This is a genomic window from Weizmannia agrestimuris (assembly GCF_943193165.1).
GTDB classification, from domain to species: Bacteria; Bacillota; Bacilli; order Bacillales; family Bacillaceae_C; genus Weizmannia; species Weizmannia faecalis.
Map to the genome: position 1 here is coordinate 246226 of NZ_CALPDC010000001.1, position 17799 is coordinate 264024.

The 17799-nt window shown below is 46.3% G+C and carries 18 protein-coding genes and 3 pseudogenes; 10 read left to right on the top strand and 11 right to left on the bottom strand.

The annotated features are described in order from the left end of the window. Positions 1-3: 3 nt before the first annotated feature. Positions 4-681 (top strand): potassium channel family protein, encoded by a 678-nt coding sequence (locus NFR98_RS01180; protein ID WP_035184986.1) that lies wholly within the window; start codon positions 4-6, stop codon positions 679-681. A 137-nt stretch (positions 682-818) separates the two neighbouring features. Here the strand turns inward: NFR98_RS01180 and NFR98_RS01185 are convergent, their stop codons facing one another. Continuing rightward, entirely contained in the window at positions 819-1571 is a 753-nt protein-coding gene (locus NFR98_RS01185) for a DUF1836 domain-containing protein (RefSeq protein ID WP_014098400.1), read from the bottom strand. 473 nt (positions 1572-2044) lie between these two features. Here NFR98_RS01185 and NFR98_RS01190 point away from each other — a divergent pair, with 473 nt between their 5' ends. Continuing rightward, on the top strand, positions 2045-2500 hold the full coding sequence (locus tag NFR98_RS01190; protein ID WP_225620883.1) for a hypothetical protein: 456 nt from the start codon (positions 2045-2047) through the stop codon (positions 2498-2500). After that, on the top strand, positions 2488-2781 hold the full coding sequence (locus tag NFR98_RS01195) for a YxcD family protein (protein WP_014098398.1): 294 nt from the start codon (positions 2488-2490) through the stop codon (positions 2779-2781). Before NFR98_RS01190 ends, NFR98_RS01195 begins: the two co-directional genes overlap by 13 nt. Before the next feature lie 33 nt (positions 2782-2814). Here NFR98_RS01195 and NFR98_RS01200 read toward each other — a convergent pair whose 3' ends face one another. The 4 genes from NFR98_RS01200 to msrA all read right to left on the bottom strand — a co-directional run bounded on the left by NFR98_RS01200 (position 2815) and on the right by msrA (position 6684). Further along, on the bottom strand, positions 2815-4008 hold the full coding sequence (locus NFR98_RS01200) for a CynX/NimT family MFS transporter (protein WP_035184978.1): 1194 nt from the start codon (positions 4006-4008) through the stop codon (positions 2815-2817). A gap of 16 nt (positions 4009-4024) precedes the next feature. Beyond that, positions 4025-5695 (bottom strand): ABC1 kinase family protein, encoded by a 1671-nt coding sequence (locus NFR98_RS01205; protein ID WP_014098396.1) that lies wholly within the window; start codon positions 5693-5695, stop codon positions 4025-4027. 65 nt (positions 5696-5760) lie between these two features. Then, positions 5761-6057: a phasin family protein gene (locus tag NFR98_RS01210; RefSeq protein WP_014098395.1), complete on the bottom strand. Its 297-nt coding sequence runs from the start codon at positions 6055-6057 to the stop codon at positions 5761-5763. A gap of 96 nt (positions 6058-6153) precedes the next feature. Beyond that, on the bottom strand, positions 6154-6684 hold the full coding sequence (gene msrA / locus NFR98_RS01215) for a peptide-methionine (S)-S-oxide reductase MsrA (protein WP_017550823.1): 531 nt from the start codon (positions 6682-6684) through the stop codon (positions 6154-6156). A gap of 247 nt (positions 6685-6931) precedes the next feature. On the opposite strand from msrA, the gene NFR98_RS01220 reads away from it, so the two are divergent. After that, entirely contained in the window at positions 6932-7183 is a 252-nt protein-coding gene (locus NFR98_RS01220) for a hypothetical protein (RefSeq protein WP_046721160.1), read from the top strand. Positions 7184-7331: 148 nt separating this feature from the next. Here NFR98_RS01220 and NFR98_RS01225 read toward each other — a convergent pair whose 3' ends face one another. After that, positions 7332-7535: a cold-shock protein gene (locus tag NFR98_RS01225; protein WP_013859272.1), complete on the bottom strand. Its 204-nt coding sequence runs from the start codon at positions 7533-7535 to the stop codon at positions 7332-7334. Positions 7536-7936: 401 nt separating this feature from the next. Here NFR98_RS01225 and folE point away from each other — a divergent pair, with 401 nt between their 5' ends. Both folE and NFR98_RS01235 read left to right on the top strand, forming a co-directional pair. Beyond that, positions 7937-8584 carry a GTP cyclohydrolase I FolE gene (folE, locus tag NFR98_RS01230; RefSeq protein ID WP_035188922.1) on the top strand — a complete coding sequence of 216 codons (648 nt, stop codon included), beginning with the start codon at positions 7937-7939 and terminating at the stop codon, positions 8582-8584. Between the two features lie 17 nt (positions 8585-8601). Continuing rightward, entirely contained in the window at positions 8602-9540 is a 939-nt protein-coding gene (locus tag NFR98_RS01235; protein ID WP_251459527.1) for an NAD(P)/FAD-dependent oxidoreductase, read from the top strand. 155 nt (positions 9541-9695) lie between these two features. Here the strand turns inward: NFR98_RS01235 and NFR98_RS01240 are convergent, their stop codons facing one another. Beyond that, entirely contained in the window at positions 9696-9986 is a 291-nt protein-coding gene (locus NFR98_RS01240; protein WP_046721157.1) for a DUF1292 domain-containing protein, read from the bottom strand. 109 nt (positions 9987-10095) lie between these two features. On the opposite strand from NFR98_RS01240, the gene yxiS reads away from it, so the two are divergent. After that, entirely contained in the window at positions 10096-10395 is a 300-nt protein-coding gene (gene yxiS, locus NFR98_RS01245) for a protein YxiS (RefSeq protein WP_014098389.1), read from the top strand. Positions 10396-10490: 95 nt separating this feature from the next. Here the strand turns inward: yxiS and NFR98_RS01250 are convergent, their stop codons facing one another. From NFR98_RS01250 to NFR98_RS01265, 4 genes are all read right to left on the bottom strand, one after another. Then, positions 10491-12434 carry an ABC transporter permease gene (locus NFR98_RS01250; protein WP_071451896.1) on the bottom strand — a complete coding sequence of 648 codons (1944 nt, stop codon included), beginning with the start codon at positions 12432-12434 and terminating at the stop codon, positions 10491-10493. Beyond that, on the bottom strand, positions 12424-13185 hold the full coding sequence (locus NFR98_RS01255; RefSeq protein WP_046721155.1) for an ABC transporter ATP-binding protein: 762 nt from the start codon (positions 13183-13185) through the stop codon (positions 12424-12426). The genes NFR98_RS01250 and NFR98_RS01255 overlap by 11 nt, the downstream gene beginning before the upstream one ends. A 96-nt stretch (positions 13186-13281) precedes the next feature. Continuing rightward, complete coding sequence (locus NFR98_RS01260; protein WP_014098386.1) at positions 13282-14286, bottom strand: sensor histidine kinase; 1005 nt, start codon at positions 14284-14286, stop codon at positions 13282-13284. Further along, positions 14283-14975 carry a response regulator transcription factor gene (locus NFR98_RS01265; RefSeq protein WP_014098385.1) on the bottom strand — a complete coding sequence of 231 codons (693 nt, stop codon included), beginning with the start codon at positions 14973-14975 and terminating at the stop codon, positions 14283-14285. The genes NFR98_RS01260 and NFR98_RS01265 overlap by 4 nt, the downstream gene beginning before the upstream one ends. 187 nt (positions 14976-15162) lie before the next feature. Here NFR98_RS01265 and NFR98_RS01270 point away from each other — a divergent pair. The 3 pseudogenes from NFR98_RS01270 to NFR98_RS01280 all read left to right on the top strand — a co-directional run bounded on the left by NFR98_RS01270 (position 15163) and on the right by NFR98_RS01280 (position 17573). Continuing rightward, positions 15163-16079, top strand: a pseudogene (locus tag NFR98_RS01270) (ABC transporter ATP-binding protein). Further along, positions 16079-16829: pseudogene (locus NFR98_RS01275) on the top strand (ABC transporter permease). The pseudogenes NFR98_RS01270 and NFR98_RS01275 overlap by 1 nt, the downstream one beginning before the upstream one ends. Positions 16830-16840: 11 nt before the next feature. After that, positions 16841-17573: pseudogene (locus tag NFR98_RS01280) on the top strand (ABC transporter permease). The last annotated feature ends 226 nt before the right edge of the window (positions 17574-17799 follow it).

The following is a 17799-nucleotide window of genomic DNA, read 5'->3' on the forward strand; positions in this document are numbered from 1 at the left end:
ATTGTGAAACATTTAAAAGAAAGTTTTCTAGTGCTCGGGCTCGGCCGCTTCGGGTCAAGTGTGCTGAAAGAATTGGCGAGGCTCGGATACGATGTTGTCGGCGCCGATAAAAATGAAAAGGTACTTCAGGATGAGGAACTGCAGGACGCTGCATCGTACCTTGCAGAAGGCGATGTGACCAGCACCGCTTTTTTGGAAGAACTAAATGTGACCAATTTCGATGCGGTGGTCGTCAGCATGGGAGATGATTTTGAGTCCGCCATTTTAACGGTGCTTGCTTTAAAAGATCTTGGCTGTGAAACGGTTTATGCGAAGGCGAATGATCAAAAGCGGGGGAGAGGCTTGAAAGGGGCCGGTGCGACGGACGTGTTTTTTCCCGAAGAAGATACGGGGCGCCGGGTTGCCTACCATATTGCAAACCCGGGCATTTTGCAGTATATCCGCCTGTCACCGTATTGCTCCGGCCTTGAGATGACAGTGCCGGAAGATTTTATCGGAAAGTCTCTGACAGAACTCGATTTCCGCAACAGGTATAAAGCCCTTGTTGTCATGGTCACTTCCCAGACTGAAGAAACACCGGTTGTCTCGCCGGCGCCGGATTATATTTTTCAGCCAGGGGACACCATTTTCACAGTCGGTGCGGAAAAAGATTTGGAAAGACTGCGCCGGAAATTTTACTAGAAAGGTGAGGTATTTTCCGGCTGCGTTGAATTGAACTGCAGGAGCTGCCGTTTTTCCGGCCTGGGGATTCCCATTCGGGGCGTCGGCACGGGAGCCGGAAAAACTTATCCGCCGGGGGATAAGTCTCCTGGCCCCTACTACATATTTTGCAGAAAAATCGTTGCGGTTAAATACCGCCTTGCGAGCATTTGAAAATAAGCCGTAAAAACGGAAAGGGTCGCGATGACGATGGTGTTGCGGATGGCTTCTTTTTTCGGGTCGTCCGGCGATATGTATTTCGATATCATCTCTTCCGCTTTTTCAGTAACCATACCTTCCATTGCCGAAATCATATGTTCATGTTTTTCGGCCGGGAACCGCCCGACTTCCCGCATGGAATTCAGCTCCTCGAAAAGCTGGGAATAAGTGGCATACAGCTGTACCGGATTAATCAAATCATCATGCTCATCTTCGGGGTCATTGACGATCAATTGCAACAGCTTACGGATGGAATCGAAATCGAGCGCCGTTTTCAAGTCTTCCACCAGAAACAGTAGCGCCATCTGGTCAATCGAATATTTTTTCCCTTTTTCCGGCGCCACGATCATTTCTTTAATATCGCGCTTGACCCAGTTTTGAATCGCGGTCAGTGTAAAATTTGTATTTTCAATCTGGCTTCCGAGCGCCACGATTTCATTTAACGAAAATCCGAAGTCATCCGTGTTCTTCTTCAGTATTTTTGTGAAGATGGGGGGCATTACAGCAGCTGCAAAGGGGTGATGCGGGTCTTTGCCACCGTTTTTCTTTGCCCATAAGCCTTGTAAAAACGTTGCAGGCGTCATGGGGCCTGCTCCCTTCAGCGCAAGTAGCAGATCTGCCATTTCCCTGCGTGTCATTTGGAATAGTTCCATTAACAGCACCTCCCAAACATTGGCATGCTACTTTTTATCGTAAGATTGATGGATGGAAAAGTCAATGATGATGATAAGACTCTTTGTATCCTTTCATCATCCAGCAATTCGTGATATTATATCTATGGGAAGACCTCTCTATAGATGTTTATTTTACGGTGTACATTTAGATAATAGAGTGTCTTCCCATTTTTTCTCCTCATCTGCCCCTTCGAGAAAAATTTTTACACATACGGCGTGACAAGATTTCTCCGGTGTCCCGGAATGCCAAGGATGCCTTATTCTTTCAGGTGAAACAATCCGCACTTTTAGGAAGAAAATTACACCTGTCTCGGTTTGAAAACGTTTAATGTCGGCATTTCAGGGAAAATAAAAACCGGGAATGCAATCTTTTGTCAAAAAAGCTTGCATTTTGATTGATAAGTTCATATAATAAGTTCATAGGAACCTAATATAAAAATAGAAAAGGGGAAATGAAGTTGAAGAAATTTTTTGCGCTGCTCCTGGCATTTACGTTTGCCTTTTCAGTTGTCGGGATTCACTTTTCAAACCCGGTTGATGCAAGGGGATACCGTTCTGTAAAACGGTCTTACCAGACGGTGCCAAAGACAACAACACCATCGTCAAAACAACAGTCCCATTACCAGTCGAAAACGAACCAAAATACAAATTCGGTTTCCGGCAATAAAGCCAATACAGCGTCGTCTTCATCGAGAGGCAGCTTTGTAAAGGGGATGCTGCTCGGCGGTCTTGGCGGCATGCTGTTCGGATCGATGTTCAGCCATCTCGGCGGTTTGGGAACGGCTTTGACGGCAATGGTCAATATTTTAATCTTTATTGCGCTGATTCTCATCGTCATCAAATTGTTCCAATCCGTATTCGGCAACAGGAAAAAAGATCGTGAGGCTTATGACAGATGGAAGAATTAAAACTGTCAGAGCAAGATTTGATTAACGCGGTTTGCACGTTTGTGGCAGATCAGCATTATGCTTATCCGGAAAATGTGATGGCGATGCTCACATACGATGATGATACCGGCTACGGCGCAGATGTCGAACTGAACGGTAAAGATCTCGAGCCGCTGACTGAGCCGAAACTGATTCAGGCCATCCGCAAATATTTAGAAGAAGAATACAGCATTGACCCGTTTGCCGTCAGTATCCGACTGGAAATTGAAGATCAAGATGGCATGGTGGCATACGTAGATTAAGAAACAGCCCGGCAAATGCCGGGCTGTTTTACACTATTTTGATACATATTTGTTTCGTCCTGCGCCGGCTCCTGCGGCAAGCATGAGAATGCCACAGATAATCATGACCACAACCGGCATATGCCAGTTATGCGCCCGGTCATACAACCAGCCGATCAAAAACGGGCCGGCTGCCGCCACGAGATAACCAGCAGACTGGCTCATGCCGGACAAATTGGCAGCTTCAGTGGCCGTTTTCGAACGGAGGCCGATAAACGCAAGCGCGAGGCTGATGCTGGCACCCTGGGCGATGCCGATCAAAATGATACAAATCCACATCCACAACATATGCCCGCCGTACAAAAGGCCTGTAAGCCCGCACAAATAAAAAATCGTAATCCCGAAAACAAGGGGAATCTGGTTTTTCATCCGCTCCGCCCAAATCGGCGTCATAAAAGTGGCGGGCAGGCTGACGAACTGCATGATTGACACCATCCAGCCGGCCGCTACGAGGCTTGCCCCATGGCTGACCATAATTTCCGCAAGCCAGGCGATGGTGCTGTAAAATAGAAACGACTGCAGGCCGAGAAAAAGCGTCACCTGCCAGGCGAGCGAAGACAGCCAGACCGATCTTCCGGGAGTTTCCTGATGGGTGGAAAACTTTACTTTGGCGTGCTCACGCAATTGGGGGAGCCACACCAAAGCAGCCAGGATAGAGAAGATGCCCCAGAAAAGCAGCCCCCATTTCCACCCGAGCCCAAGGCCGTTCACAATCGGGACGCTGACGCCGGAAGCGAGCGCGGCAAATCCGCCCATAACGGTTGTATAAATACTCGTCATCAACCCGAGTTTTGCAGGCACCCGATGTTTAATGAGGCTTGGCAGCAGCACATTCCCGATGGCAATGCCTGTTCCGATAAAAGCCGTGCCAATATAAAGCATGGCGGCATTCCCGGCCGTACGCGCCAAAATGCCGATAAATAATATGACGATCCCAAGAAGCAATGTCAACTCCTGGCCAATCCGGCTTGCCAGTTTTGGCGCAAGCGGTGAAATCAGTGCGAAGGCAAGAAGCGGGAGCGTCGTAATAAATCCCGCTTGTGCATTTGACATATGAAGGCTGTGGCGGATCGTGCCGATTACGGGCCCGACGGAAGTGATTGCCGGCCTGAGATTTGCTGCAATACAGATAACGCCTGCCACAAGCAGCCCGGATAATACTTTTTCTTTTTCTTTCTGATCACCCATCTTTTTCTAAACTCCTTTAAAACTTTCCTGATTTAAAAATGGACAGCAACAGCCATAAAAGCATCAATGTTGCGACACCAAATCCGATCTCAATGATCGGGTTTTTCCAGATCACCGTCGATTGGCCGCTGATGGACGTGCCGATCATCAGCCCGACCATCAGGATACTAAAGGCGAGCAGGACGATCGCGAAGGAAAGCCGGTTGCTGATCCTGTCAAGTTTTTCCAAAAATAAATGCAAATCCGGTATGACGACTTCCATCCTGAATTTGCCTTTCCGCATCGTTTTGGAAATATCGCGCAAATTTTTCGGAAGCTCAAGCAAAATTTCCGCCTGGTCCAAAAACGTTTTCCATCCTTTCTGTGCGACCCTGCCCGGCCGCAAACGGTCCCGAAGCAGCCTTTCCCCAAATGGGCGCGCAGCTTCGATCAGGCTGAATTCCGGGTCAAGCGATTCCACGACACCCTCCACCGTAATCAGCGATTTGCCGAGTATCGTCAGATCGGCAGGGAAGCGGATATGGTATTTGAACGCAAGATGGTATAAATCATTGATGGCTTCCCGCAAGCTTAACTGGCTGAGCGGCAGATCATAATATTTTTCGCGGAGAACTTCGACATCTTCCTTCAGCAGATGAAGATCGGTTTCTTCCGGAATTTCCGCAAGCGCATCGACCGACTTCATAATGGCATTCGTATCCGCCCGCATCAGCGCAATGACAAGTGAGGCGCAATGGTACTTGGTCTCTTCCGTAAGCCGGCCGACCATGCCAAAATCCATATAACAAATCACATCGCCGGGCAAAACGACAATGTTTCCCGGATGCGGATCGCCGTGAAAAAATCCCTCCACAAAAATCTGCTGCAGCATCGAATGGATCAGCCGTTCAGAAATGGCTTTTTTTCGGTATCCGGGGACTGTTTCACTGAAAAATTCGCTGATTTTCCTGCCCTTTATGTACTCCATGGTCAGGACTCTTTTTGTGGAAAAGTCCCAGTAAATTTTCGGAATCCGGATGTTTTCATCGCCTTCAAATTGTTTGGCGATCCGTTCCGCATTCCGGCCTTCATGGTAGTAATCTAGCTCGGACAACAGCGCCTGGGAAAATTCTTCGACAATGTCCCGCAATTGGTATGCCCTTGCCCATTCAAAACGGGACTCTAGGGAGAGGGACAGGCTTTCCAATATTTCAAGATCGGTTTCAATGACTGGGCGGATATTCGGGCGCTGGATTTTGATCGCAACCGGCTCTTCCGTATGCAATTTGGCTTTATGCACTTGTCCGATCGATGCGGTTGCGAGCGGCTCCGGATCGAATTCGGCAAAAAGCTCCTCAACGCCCGCTCCAAATTCGTCCCTGATAATCTTTTTTACTTCTTCAAACGGAAACGGCGTGGCCTTATCCTGTAATTTTTCCAGGTCAGCAATAATCGATTCCGGCAAAATATCACGGCGGGAGCTGGCAAGCTGCCCGAGTTTAATAAAGGTCGGGCCCAATTCCTCTAAAAACAGCCGGATCCTTTCCCCGGTGCTGCGGTGGGGGGTGCGGGGAGCCGCTTTTTTCGAGGGAAAAGGAAGTAAATCCGAAAGGCCCCAATCGCTGATTAAATAACCGAGGCCATTTTTAATCAGGGCGCCGGCAATTTCCTGGTATCTTTTTCCGTGCTTCATTTTTCTGGAAAGCAAGCAACCACCCCCGGTTTTGTTTTATGCAAAAAAACAGCCGGCCCCGGGCAAAAGGGCCAACCGGTTTACGGATTCAACCGTTCTTCAAGCTGCTGGATGCGAAGTTCCAGCGCCTTGATTTCATCTTTTGTCGCAACATTCATTTCAGAAAGGATCTCGTTGACCCGGTCTTTCAAGGCCTGATTCAATTCTTGTTTGGATTGTTCCCCTTTTTCCAGCAGTTCATCAATCAATTGTGTCGATTCCGCTTTTGTCAGGTTGCCTTTTTCCACGAGGCGGTTGACTGCTTTTTCCACTTGTTCTTTGCTGAGCACCGCCATGCCAAGGCCGAGTGATAACAATTGGTTCACTTTATCGCGCATTCCAATTCCTTCCTTTCTCCTCTATCTTAATGTAATCATAGCCCAATCCGGCCGGAATCACAAACGGAAAGGTGTGAAAAATGGCCAATGAACGGACTACTTTCCCCAGTGGGAAGCAATAAACGTGTCGCGGCCCGATTTCGCCCGGTCTTCATGATAGGCATTCGGATTTTTCTTATAAAAATCCTGGTGGTAATCTTCGGCGGGATAAAAAGGCTTCGCCGGCAAAATTTCTGTCACAATCGGCTTTTTGAATTTGCCGCTTTCTGCAAGCTGCTTTTTTGAAGCTTCTGCCAGCCGCTTTTGCTCTTCATTATGGTAAAAAATAGCCGTCCGATAGTTGGAGCCGCGATCCTGGAACTGGCCGCCGGCATCGGTCGGATCGATTTGCTGCCAAAAGATTTCGAGCAGTTTTTCGTACGGAAAAACTGCCGGATCATATGTAATTTGGACGGCTTCGTAATGGCCGGTCGTTCCGGTCTTTACTTGTTCATACGAAGGATTGTCGACCGTTCCCCCTGTGTATCCGGAAACAACTTTTTCAATGCCATCCCACTGGTCGAAAGGTTTGACCATGCACCAAAAACAGCCGCCGGCAAAAGTTGCTTTCTGAAATTGTTCTGCCATTTCTTCTCCTCCAAAGGTGTTGCTTTTTCTAAATCGTAACATTTCCTACCCATCACGACAAGAAAGAATGCCCAGTCTGCTGCGAAAAATCGAAAAATTTCGGTTGTATTTGTCCAGCTTTGAATTTTAGAGCATATCATTTTTTCGTTGTCCACTAAAGTGCAAAAAATTTTTAAAAAATGTGTTTAAAATTTGAACATTTTGTGAACATAAGGTAATATAATATACAAAAGGGGAGGGTTGTGAAATGAAGGAATTTAATGGGTACTATTTGGTTGCAACCGCTGAGCTGATCATGAGTGCGATTTTTCTTTCTATTCACTTTATTGTAAGCGCTCACACAACAGACTGGTCTTTGATTTTGTTTTGGGGTTTTCTGCTAGGGGGAATGATTACTTACGGGCTCGGCATGGCATACTTGCTGATGCTTTGCGCGTCAGGGAAAGAATTGCCGCATGAATATCCGGAAAACGATCCGTCATATAGAAAAGCGGGATAATCGTTCGCACAGCATGAACCCTGTATACACGGGGTTTCTTTTTTTGGGGGAGAGTGGGTACCCATTCGGATTTACGATGGCTGAAACATTTAACCGGCGGGAAAGGGGCTTTGTTTCATGCAAAAAAACGATGCCGCAAAGGGCACCGTTAGTCTTCTTTTTGAACATTTGCCGCCTGCGGGCCGCGTGAACCTTCTTCCACGTCAAACGATACTTTCTGGCCTTCTTCAAGCGTTTTATAGCCTTCACCCTGGATGGCTGAGAAATGGACAAACACGTCGTCTCCGCCTTCCCGTTCAATAAAGCCATAGCCTTTTTCACTGTTAAACCATTTTACTGTACCATGTTCCACGTTTAATGCCTCCTAATTTTTAACCTTTCTTGCTTTTAATATATCCAGAATCCCGGGTTTTAAACGCCATTTCTCACTTGCAGGCAAAATTTGCGGCTTTTTTTGCTGTATCTTTATAAAATGAACTTCAGTTTTTCGTGACAAAATCAATTGCGATCGCGATAGACATTGCTACTGGCAACATTTACAGAAATAGTAATTTAACTTATATGCCCTGAAAATATACGCCGGCCGGTTTTCACCCCCCGTTGGTGCCCGGATCCATCCCAGGCGTGGGCGTCCATTTGGAAAAAAGCTTGGTACACTTTGCGGCATCAACATTGATATAATCGGGCAGCCGTTGTAAACTTTTAAATAGCCGGATAGTGAAAACTTCATTGCAAAAGGAGCTGTACCCATTCATGATTGTTTCCGGACAAAAGGAACATCAACTCATAGAAGAAACTTTTAAAGATCAAATAGATCATCCCGCTGTGATCAGCAAAAAGCTCGGACAGTCGGGTCAATTTATGGAAGCTGTCCGCAGTCTGGTTGACTTATGCGGCGATGATCCGGACCGCGACGGCTTGCAGGAAACGCCTTACCGGGTGCTGAAGGCCTTTTTGGAATATACAGAAGGGTACCGGGAAGACCCGAAAATGCATTTGGCAAAAACATTTGATGTCGACCACGACCACAAGGAGCTCGTACTTGTAAAAGATATCGAATTTTATTCCATATGTGAGCACCACTTCGCGCCATTTTTCGGCGTCGCTCATGTCGCCTATTTTCCAAATGAAAAAATCACCGGCCTGTCGAAAATTGCGCGCATGGTCGACGGCTACGCCAGGCGTTTTCAAGTTCAGGAACGGCTGACAAAACAAATTGCGGATGCAGTGGAAGAAGTGCTTGAACCGCAGGGCACGATGGTGGTTTTAGAGGCCAAGCATATGTGCATGTGCGGGCGGGGCGTGAAAAAGTCGGATGCGTCCACGACCACGATGTCTTACCGTGGCATTTTTGAAGGGCGGGCGGATTTGCGCGCCGAATTTTTGTCCTTACTCAAATAGAAAAAAGGATGGTGTTTATGCTAGATGCGGACATATTGATCATCGGGGGCGGCCCTGCCGGCATTTCGGCAGCGATCTGGTGCAGCCGGCTTGGCATGAACCATCTGCTCGTTGAGGAACAGAAGATGCTTGGCGGGCAGCTCAGCCTGATCCATAATCGCATTATTGATTATCCCGGCCTGCAAGCGGAAAACGGGGAGGAAATGCGCCGCTATTTTGTTCGGCATGCCGAGTCGTTGCAATGCCGGTACCGGGTGAATACGCGTGCCGTAAAGATAGATGCCAAAAGAAAAGTTGCGGTGGCGGAAACAGGCGGGCTTAAGACCCAAATCGGTTTTCGCTACTTGATTTATGCCGCCGGTGCCGTGCGTAGAAAACTCGGTGTGCCGGGGGAAAAAGAGATGTTCGCCCGCGGGGAAATTTATTCGGCGACGAAGGACAGCCATTTGTTTAAAGGAAAATCTGCTGCAGTCATCGGCGGCGGCGACCGTGCTTTTGAAGGGGCTTGTTTGCTTGCCGAAGCAGGGGCGCACGTCTATCTTATTCACCGCTCGGAACGTTTCAGGGCCAGGCAGGCATATCTCAGTCGGGCCCAATCTTATAAGAACATCCGGATTTTGCCGAATATGCGTGTGAAAGCCATTATCGGGGAAAACCAAACCGAAGCGGTGGAACTCATCCATTCAAGCGGTGAATCCTGTTTTTTGTCGGTATCCGCGGTTTTCGTCCGGATTGGGATGGAACCAAACAGCGCACTCGTTCAAAATGTTACGGGGACAGATGCGGACGGGTACATTGTTTCGGACGGTTACGGGAAAACCGAATGTGAATGGCTGTATGCAATCGGAGACAACTGCCTTGGTCCGCTTTATTCCAGTATTGCAGGGGCGGCCGGGCAGGGGGCTGCTGCAGCAAAGCATATTGCCTCCCGTTTGGCGGAGGTACCCGCGCGGTAAAATAAACGATCTGCTACCGGCTTTACGGCCCCGCGCACGCCGGCATAAAGCCGGGTAATGCGTCCCGGTGAAAAGATGGAGCGTTTTCGAAAAAAACAACGAAAGTGTACAGAGGCGATAGTTTATAAAACATTTTTCCCCGTGCCTTTTTTGTTTTAATCCCGGCCGCCAGGTTGTGAGGCATCTTCCCCGCCCAACACCCGGCTGAATGCGGCAGAAACTTTTTCATATTCTTCGTTTGAATGGAGAGCGTCAAGATCGCCTTCTTCGTCTGTTTTCAAGAAAAACACATCTAAGTCCCGGCCTGTCTGTTCCTCTAAATCTTCAACAAAAGAAACGGCGGCATATTCTGTTCCTTCTAGCGACAATACGCCGATGATTTCCACTTCTTGCTCACGTCCGTTTTCTGTAATTGTAAACACTTCACCCTGTTCAATATTTGCCATCAGGTCTCCTCCTTCGCTTCTTGTTTGGTATTGTATAAAAAAACGGAAAAAACATGCCGAAAAAATACGCTTATGATCGCAGCCGACTATCGGAAAGGAGTGTTTATATATGGATAAAAAAGACATGGAAGAAAAAATCATTCAGCAATACAAAATGGATGAGAAAATGATGGCACTCATTTTTGCCCAGTGGTGCGTGAACAATGGGCTTGATCCGGAAGAACTTTACAGCAGGGCATATCCGCAACAAGAAAAAAATGGCTTGCTGGAAGAAGCGCTTGCCCTAACGGTACCGAAAGAAGAAGCGGGAGAAATCAGCACCGGGACTGTATTGAATGTATTATCCTTATTTGGCAATGACGATTTGGCTTTCGTTGTGTCGGAAGAAAACGCCAAGTTAAAACGGTGAGTCCAGAAACAAACCTGCGTGGAGACGACCCATAATGGTGTTTTTTCAATTTCGGAAATGACAAAATCACCCCTTGGATGCCCAAGGGGTGATCATTATAAGGAATCGCGTATCGCCTTTTTAAATCCTTCGACAGAGAGCAGGGCAAATACCGAATAAAACAACGTATATAGGCCCATCACGATCAGCATCGGTGTCCACAGTTCGGACCCAAAAAAGAACCAGCCGGATTTTACTGCAAAGTAGCTGTGCGCAAGACCGAGCAAAAGTGGAATGCCAAAATTGTAAAGCTGCTTGATCCGGATCCCTGTTGTTAAATCCTGCATGGTAAAGCCAAGCTTGCGCAAAATGGTGTAGGCCGGTTTTTCCTCTTCGCTTTCTTCCATTTGTTTGAAATACAAAATGCAGCCGGATGTGACCAGAAAAGTGAGTCCAAGAAATCCAACAATAAACATCATCACCCCCATGTTTTCTTTTTGCATTTTGATGATTTCAGGACTGGAGTAGGCAAAGGAATCCGACGGGAAATGCAGACTTTGGAACAGCTGGTTTGCTTTGTCAAGATCTTCATCTTTTTTCAGATTGATGCCGGTAAAGAGATTCGAGTTCAATTGAATTTTCGGGTCCGTATCCTTTTTTAACGCCTGGAATAATACATCATCCGTTACCAGAACGGGCATGCTGCCTGAAAAATAATTGGAAAGAACCTGGTCTTTTCGAAGGGCAACGGTGCGCAGTCTGGCTGTTTTCCGCTTGCCCGTTAAGTCAATCATCCCTTCCGATTTCATCGGCAGAAATCTGGCTAAAGCATCGGAATAGCCGGAAAAAACCGCCTGCCCGGGTTTTACATCCATTCCTTTTACTGCCGCATCGCTTACGACCGCTATCGGTACAGCTTTGGAGTCGAACTTCAGATCTTTTGATTTTTTATCGAACAGGCTGCTTAAATCGGCTGTAACCCGTACGACTTCAATTTCTTCTTTTTCATAGGGGATGTTGTTTTCATTTAAACGTTCTGTAAATTGTTTCGCCTCATTCGTCTTGATAAATGAAAAGTCCGCAGCTGTCATATTATGGGCTGTTTCTTCAGCAGAATAAAAGGTAATGTAGCTTAATGACAATAAGCCGATCGCAAGGGCCGACACGGTTGTGATGATGGTCAGCAGCACTGCGTTTGAACGGATCCGGAACATGATGGCGGATAGTGACATGACATCCCGGATATTCAAATACCCGCCTTTCTTTTTCCGGATGAGGTAAAAAACAAACCGGACAGATGTTTTATAAAAAAGATAGGTCCCGAAAATAACAAGGGCTAAAATGCTAATCATTGCCGTATACAAAGCACGCACTGTTACAAAGTCTCCATTGAACAATTCTGATGAAATATAGTATCCTGCCCCGATGCATACAAATCCGATTATTCCAAGCAGCAATCCCGCTTTGGAGATTCGCCCGGCCCGGTCTTCCGTGGAGGAAACGGTACGGAAAAGGGAAAGGATCGTCTGCCGTTTGATAAAGATGCTGTTGATCAGCAGGATCAGGATGAAAATAATGGTAAAGACAAGGAGCGTCTGCCCGAAAGCCTTCATCGAAAAATAAAGGGAAACCTTTGTTTCCACTTGAATGATCCGGAGCAGCAGCATCATCAGCAGCTTGGATGCCGCAAACCCGAAAAAGATGCCGGCAAAGAGTGAGCCGTAGTAGAGCAAAAAATTCTCCGTCCCTAAAATCCGGAACACTTCTTTTTTCGTCATGCCGACAAGCTGGAAAAGCCCGATTTCCTTGCTCCGCCTTTTCATAAACAAATGGTTGGCATAAAAGAGAAACACCGCCACAATGACGATCAGCAAAACCGACGCCACCTTTAGCGCGGCCAGCCCTTTTACGGAAGATTTTACTTCGGCGAGAGAAGGGGCGTATTGCAGTGTCACAAACGCAAAGTATAATGCAGCACTAAAGGCGAGTGCGAAAATATACAGCGCATAATGTGGAAGGTTCTTTTTAAAATTGCGGTAAATCAAACCGTTAATCGTCATGCTGCACACCTCCCAGCACGGCCTGTGTTTTCAGGATGGCCTGATAGAAATCCTGTCTTGATTCGGTGCCTTTATGCAGTTGCGAATAAATCTGCCCGTCTTTGATGAAAATGACCCTGCCCGAATAGCTGGCTGCGGCCGCATCATGGGTGACCATTAAGATGGTTGCGTTTCTTTTTTCGTTCAGGCGGCTTAATTTATTCAAAAGGTCGGATGCCGACTTTGAATCGAGCGCACCTGTTGGTTCGTCGGCAAAAATAAGACCCGGTTCATGGACAAACGCCCGCGCTGCTGATGTCCGCTGCTTCTGCCCGCCGGATATTTCATTCGGATACTTGTCCTGAATATCGGTAATACCGAGTTCTTCCGCAACCGCATGGAATTTTTCGTTCGCCTCGCGTTTTGAAACTTTTTTCACAGACAGCGGCAGCAATATATTTTCCTTCACCGTTAACGTATCAAGCAAATGGTATTCCTGGAAAATAAAGCCTAAATGCCTTTTCCGGAACTCTGCCAGCTGCTTGTCTTTCATTTTCGTCAACGCCTTGCCTTCGATTTCAATGGAACCGCGGCTGGGCCGGTCAATAGAGGATAAAACATTTAACAATGTCGTTTTTCCGGAACCTGACGGCCCCATAATGCTCGTGAATTCTCCTTTTTCAACATTTAAATCAATCCCTTTTAAAACTTCTTGTTTGTTCCACTTGTTGCCGTACGTTTTATAAACATTTTTTGCTTCAAGGATCATGATTGGCTCCCCCTTTCTGATATGATTTCATTATAGAAAAGCCGGCATGTTTCTTCCTTCGTTTCAGCTAACAATACAGAAAAGCATATGACAGTTTTGTCACATGCCTGTAATTTGCTGCAAGCTATTTCTTTCCGGGAAGATGAGCGTAAAGGTCGAACCGGCGCCGGGAACCGACTGGACAGTAAGCAGGATATTTAATTTTTCTGCCGCCCTTTTGGCAAGATACAGGCCGAGGCCGGTTGCCCCCCTGTTTTGGCTGCGGTCAGAAGAGGTGAAGCCCTTTTCAAAAATGCGCGGCAAATCTTTCGGGTCAATGCCGCGCCCCTTGTCTGCCACCGATAATTGGAAGCGGCCGTCTGCTATTTTTCCGGAAATGGAGATGTCTGTCCCGCAACTGTACTGGACCGCATTTACCAGCAATTGCCGGAGGATAAACGACAGCCATTTTGCATCTGTAACCATTGCCGGAACCCCCGGTGAGACGTCAAAACCGATGCCTTTTTGAATGCACCATGGCTGAATCGCTTTGATTTCCTGGAAGATCAGGCGTTTCAGGTCAACATTTTCCATATAAACGTCATTTTCCATATTGCCGATCCGTTTTTCATGAAGCTGTTTGTCAAGCAGGTGGTGGATGCGCAGCCATTCATAATTGAGCGACACTTTTGCTTCTTCATCTTGAAGCCGGTCAATGATGAGCTGCATGGCGGTCATCGGCGTTTTGACCTCATGTACCCATGCTGTTAATTCATCTTGTTCTTCTTGCACCGCGGACGCGTTCCGGTCGGTTTCCGCCCGTAGATGTTCCGCCTGCGCTTGTACGGCCTGATGCACGATCTGTTCAAAAGGGGTTCTGGGGCGGGTGATCTCGCTCGTATCAAGATCCCCATCCCATTCTGAAAGGCTTTGATAAAATTTCACTTCTTTCCGGGCGCGGAAGAAAAGGAAAAGAAGAAAAGCAATCGTTTCTAAAAAAACGATATAAAGAACGGATGAAAGCGCGATTTGCGGATCAAGCCATGCAATGAAAAGCAGCATCAGCTGGCAGGCGGCAAAAAATATTACCCAGCTTTTTCGTTCAACAAGAAATATCCGGATCATAGGCCGGCATCCTTTTCAAGCGCCATATAGCCTTGGCCCACTTTTGTTTCGATACAGTCACCGAGCCCGATCGTGGAAAGTTTTTTCCGCAGGCGGTTGACGTTCACGGTCAATGTATTATCGCTCACAAACCTTTCATCGTCCCATAAACATTCGATCAGATGCGTGCGGCTCACAATCCGGTTTTTCATGTCCACCAATATTTTTAAAATAAACATTTCGTTTTTTGACAGTTCAATGCATCCATGTTCATTTTCGACCGTGTTTTTCTGCAAATCGATTGTGGCCCCGCACCATGTTTTTAAAACCGTCTGCTCGCTCGTGTAGGCATATACCCGACGCAAAATAGCCTGGATTTTGGCGATTAACACGTCGATATGAAAAGGCTTTTGCACATAATCGTCCGCGCCGAGCTGCATCGCCATCACCATATCTGTCGGATGGTCGCGGGAAGAAAGGAAAAGGATTGGGACATGGGAGTGCGCGCGAATTTGTCGGCACCAGTGGAACCCGTCAAATTTCGGTAGCTGGATGTCAATGACTACCAGATCAGGCCGGAATTCCGCAAATTCCTCCATCACCTGTCCAAAATCGCGGATCCCCGCAACTTCAAATGACCACTGCGAAAGTCTTTCTTTCACTTCACGAAACAGCGTCACATCGTCTTCAATGATTAGAATTTTTATCAACCGGACCACTCTTTCTATTTTTGCTACCCTCCATTTTACAAGAAAAGGCGAAAGCAGGCTACAGGTGCAGATTTTCTTTTATTTAAGGTTGCTGTAAGGTTTTCTTTAGATTGGGGAAAGGTAGCATCCTTATCGTTAAAATTGGAAAGAAAAACTCTAATCATAATGGAAATGGGCTGATTATCTAATGGCTGTTTCTGCTATTGTACAAACGCACAATCTGACCAAAACGTATGAGGGCATTCATCGTGTAGACCAAGTTCATCTTCAAGTAGAGGAAGGGGAAATCTATGGATTTCTCGGACCAAACGGGGCTGGAAAAACAACTACGTTAAAAATGTTGCTTGGACTTGTGAAACCTTCTAAAGGGGACATCGAAATTTTTGGTAAAAGTTTGAAAAGGCATCGATCAACCATTCTGCAACGCACAGGGTCACTCATTGAATCTCCTTCTTACTATGGACATTTGACCGGTCTCGAAAACATGAAGGTCATGCAGCGGCTGCGAAATGTTCCGGATCAGAATGTGGAGGAGGCGCTTCGAATCGTACGGCTTGAGAATCAGAAAAATAAAAAAGCTGAACAATATTCACTCGGAATGAAGCAACGGTTGGGGATTGCGATGTCGCTTCTTGCTTTTCCCAAGCTGCTGATCCTTGATGAGCCTACGAACGGTCTTGATCCCGCGGGAATAGGTGAAATCCGGGAACTTATTAAATCGCTGCCTAAGCTTTATGGCATGACCGTTTTGATCTCAAGCCATCTTTTATCAGAGATAGATCAGATCGCTACGTCAGTAGGTATCATCAGTGAAGGAAAATTATTGTTTCAAGGCAGTATGGCAAGTCTTCGGAAAAAAGGCAATACCTCGATCTATATAAAAACCGGAGACAATGCAAAAGCCGAACAATTATTTCTTTCTAAAGGATATCGTTCTGTTCAAGACGGAAGCAGGCTGAAGGTAGGATATCTTGATGATACAGAAATTGCAGAAATGAACCGGTTACTTGTCGAACATCTATTCCTGTTACCCGGATTGGGGAGCATAAGAAAAGTCTTGAGGATATTTTTCTGGAGTTAACGGGAAGGGAGCGAAGTTTGTAATGATATTACTCAGTTTGGAATTTTTCAAAATACGGCGCAAAAAAATTGGGGTGATGATTTTATTTTTCCTTTTAGTTGAGATGATGTTGGCGTTTATCACTACAAGTATTTCGATCGCGAATCACCCTGACCAAGCCGTCTGGGAATCCATCATTTTCAATATAGTTACTATGAATGGCCTTTTTATGCCGATCCTTTCTGCTGTGGTCGTTTCCAGGATTTGTGATATGGAGCATAAAGGGGGGGACCTGGAAAATGCTTGTTGCTACCAATGTGAGCCGTGCACGTCTTTATGCAGCGAAGTATATATGCGCCAATAGTTTGCTTTTGTTTTGTATTTTTGTACAAACGGTCATCATGGTTGTGATTGGACTGGTCAAGCACTTTACTGGTGAACCTCCAATCGCTTATTTCATTTGGTTTATCGGGGGTGCCTTGTTGACAGCGCTTGCTGTAACAGCGCTTCAACAATGGGTTTCTCTAGCCATTAAAAACCAAGCCTTTGCATTGGTGTTGGGCATGCTTGGTGCTTTCATCGGAATGACTGCAGGTTTGTTCCCAGCTGCTGCCCGGCATATTTTTATCTGGTCTTATTATTTGGATCTTAGCCCCGTTACCTTTAAATACACCGGGTCTTCAGGCGCCTATACAGCTCAACCTGTTGATATCGGGCTGGTAATCGCTGCGTTCGTTATGACTGTTGTATTCTATATTGCCGGAAATATCAATGTTAACCAGCAAGAAATTTAGGAGGGATGTTGATGCTACGAAGTATTTCTGCCGAGTTTTTAAAATTACGGCATTCCCGGATTGGACTTGTATTGATTGTCCTTCCAATCATAAGCCTGTTGATCGGATGTGCGAATTTTTATTTGAATCAAGGTGTCCTGCATAATGGCTGGTACAGCTTGTGGACGCAGGTTAGCCTATTTTACGGTGAGTTTTTCCTTCCAATCTTAATCGCCATTTGCTGTGCTTATGTATGCAGGTTGGAGCATCAGAACCGGAATTGGAATACGATCATGGCCTCTCCTGTTCCCGTTGCAAGTCTCTTTTTTGCCAAAATGATTGTCGTTAGTATGCTAATTTTAATCGTGCAGGCGCTGTTTCTCTGCCTTTACTGGTTTGCAGGCACTCTTTTTTCTTTACCTAGATCTCTTGCCTATGGAGACTTTAAGTTGGACCTTACGCGGCTGGTACGCGTCTTTATCCATATGTGCGTTTCAGTTATGTCTGTCGCTATGGATTCTTAGCTTTGCTACGCCGATTGGTATGAGTCTGTGTGCCGTTTTTATCGTTTTAGGTATATATGTTATGAAACTGGGTATCTTTTTTCCCATTTTCGCTTCTGACCATTGGAATGAGGGCGTTGAGTCAGGAAAGGCTTAACGGGATCCAGAACATTCTATTTTGGATTATGAATATGCTTATATGATCATTTTTGTGATGATCTCTATTCGTCGGTTGAAAAATAAGGATGTTGTATCATCCTGAATGGTTGAGGTGGGATGTTTAATGAAAAAAATAGTATTAGTTTAACGCTCATACTGGGGAACAGCCTCTTTCTAGGCGCATGCAGTTCACTGGAACCCGATAATCCAAAGGGAAAAACGATGTATTATACAGAGATAAAGTTAAGTCCATATAATTGTGTAAAAAGGGTTATCTGAATATGAGGGAATATGGAGTATAGGGGCTGTTTTTCTGGAGGGGGCTGGCC

Coding starts and splice junctions, on each gene's coding strand:
- NFR98_RS01185 (WP_014098400.1), bottom strand. CDS start 1,571: ATGGAACTATTCCAAATGACACGCAGGGAAATGGCAGATCTGCTACTT.
- NFR98_RS01190 (WP_225620883.1), top strand. CDS start 2,045: ATGAAGTTGAAGAAATTTTTTGCGCTGCTCCTGGCATTTACGTTTGCC.
- NFR98_RS01195 (WP_014098398.1), top strand. CDS start 2,488: ATGGAAGAATTAAAACTGTCAGAGCAAGATTTGATTAACGCGGTTTGC.
- NFR98_RS01200 (WP_035184978.1), bottom strand. CDS start 4,008: ATGGGTGATCAGAAAGAAAAAGAAAAAGTATTATCCGGGCTGCTTGTG.
- NFR98_RS01210 (WP_014098395.1), bottom strand. CDS start 6,057: ATGCGCGATAAAGTGAACCAATTGTTATCACTCGGCCTTGGCATGGCG.
- msrA (WP_017550823.1), bottom strand. CDS start 6,684: ATGGCAGAACAATTTCAGAAAGCAACTTTTGCCGGCGGCTGTTTTTGG.
- NFR98_RS01220 (WP_046721160.1), top strand. CDS start 6,932: ATGAAGGAATTTAATGGGTACTATTTGGTTGCAACCGCTGAGCTGATC.
- folE (WP_035188922.1), top strand. CDS start 7,937: ATGATTGTTTCCGGACAAAAGGAACATCAACTCATAGAAGAAACTTTT.
- NFR98_RS01235 (WP_251459527.1), top strand. CDS start 8,602: ATGCTAGATGCGGACATATTGATCATCGGGGGCGGCCCTGCCGGCATT.
- NFR98_RS01240 (WP_046721157.1), bottom strand. CDS start 9,986: ATGGCAAATATTGAACAGGGTGAAGTGTTTACAATTACAGAAAACGGA.
- yxiS (WP_014098389.1), top strand. CDS start 10,096: ATGGATAAAAAAGACATGGAAGAAAAAATCATTCAGCAATACAAAATG.
- NFR98_RS01250 (WP_071451896.1), bottom strand. CDS start 12,434: ATGACGATTAACGGTTTGATTTACCGCAATTTTAAAAAGAACCTTCCA.
- NFR98_RS01260 (WP_014098386.1), bottom strand. CDS start 14,286: ATGATCCGGATATTTCTTGTTGAACGAAAAAGCTGGGTAATATTTTTT.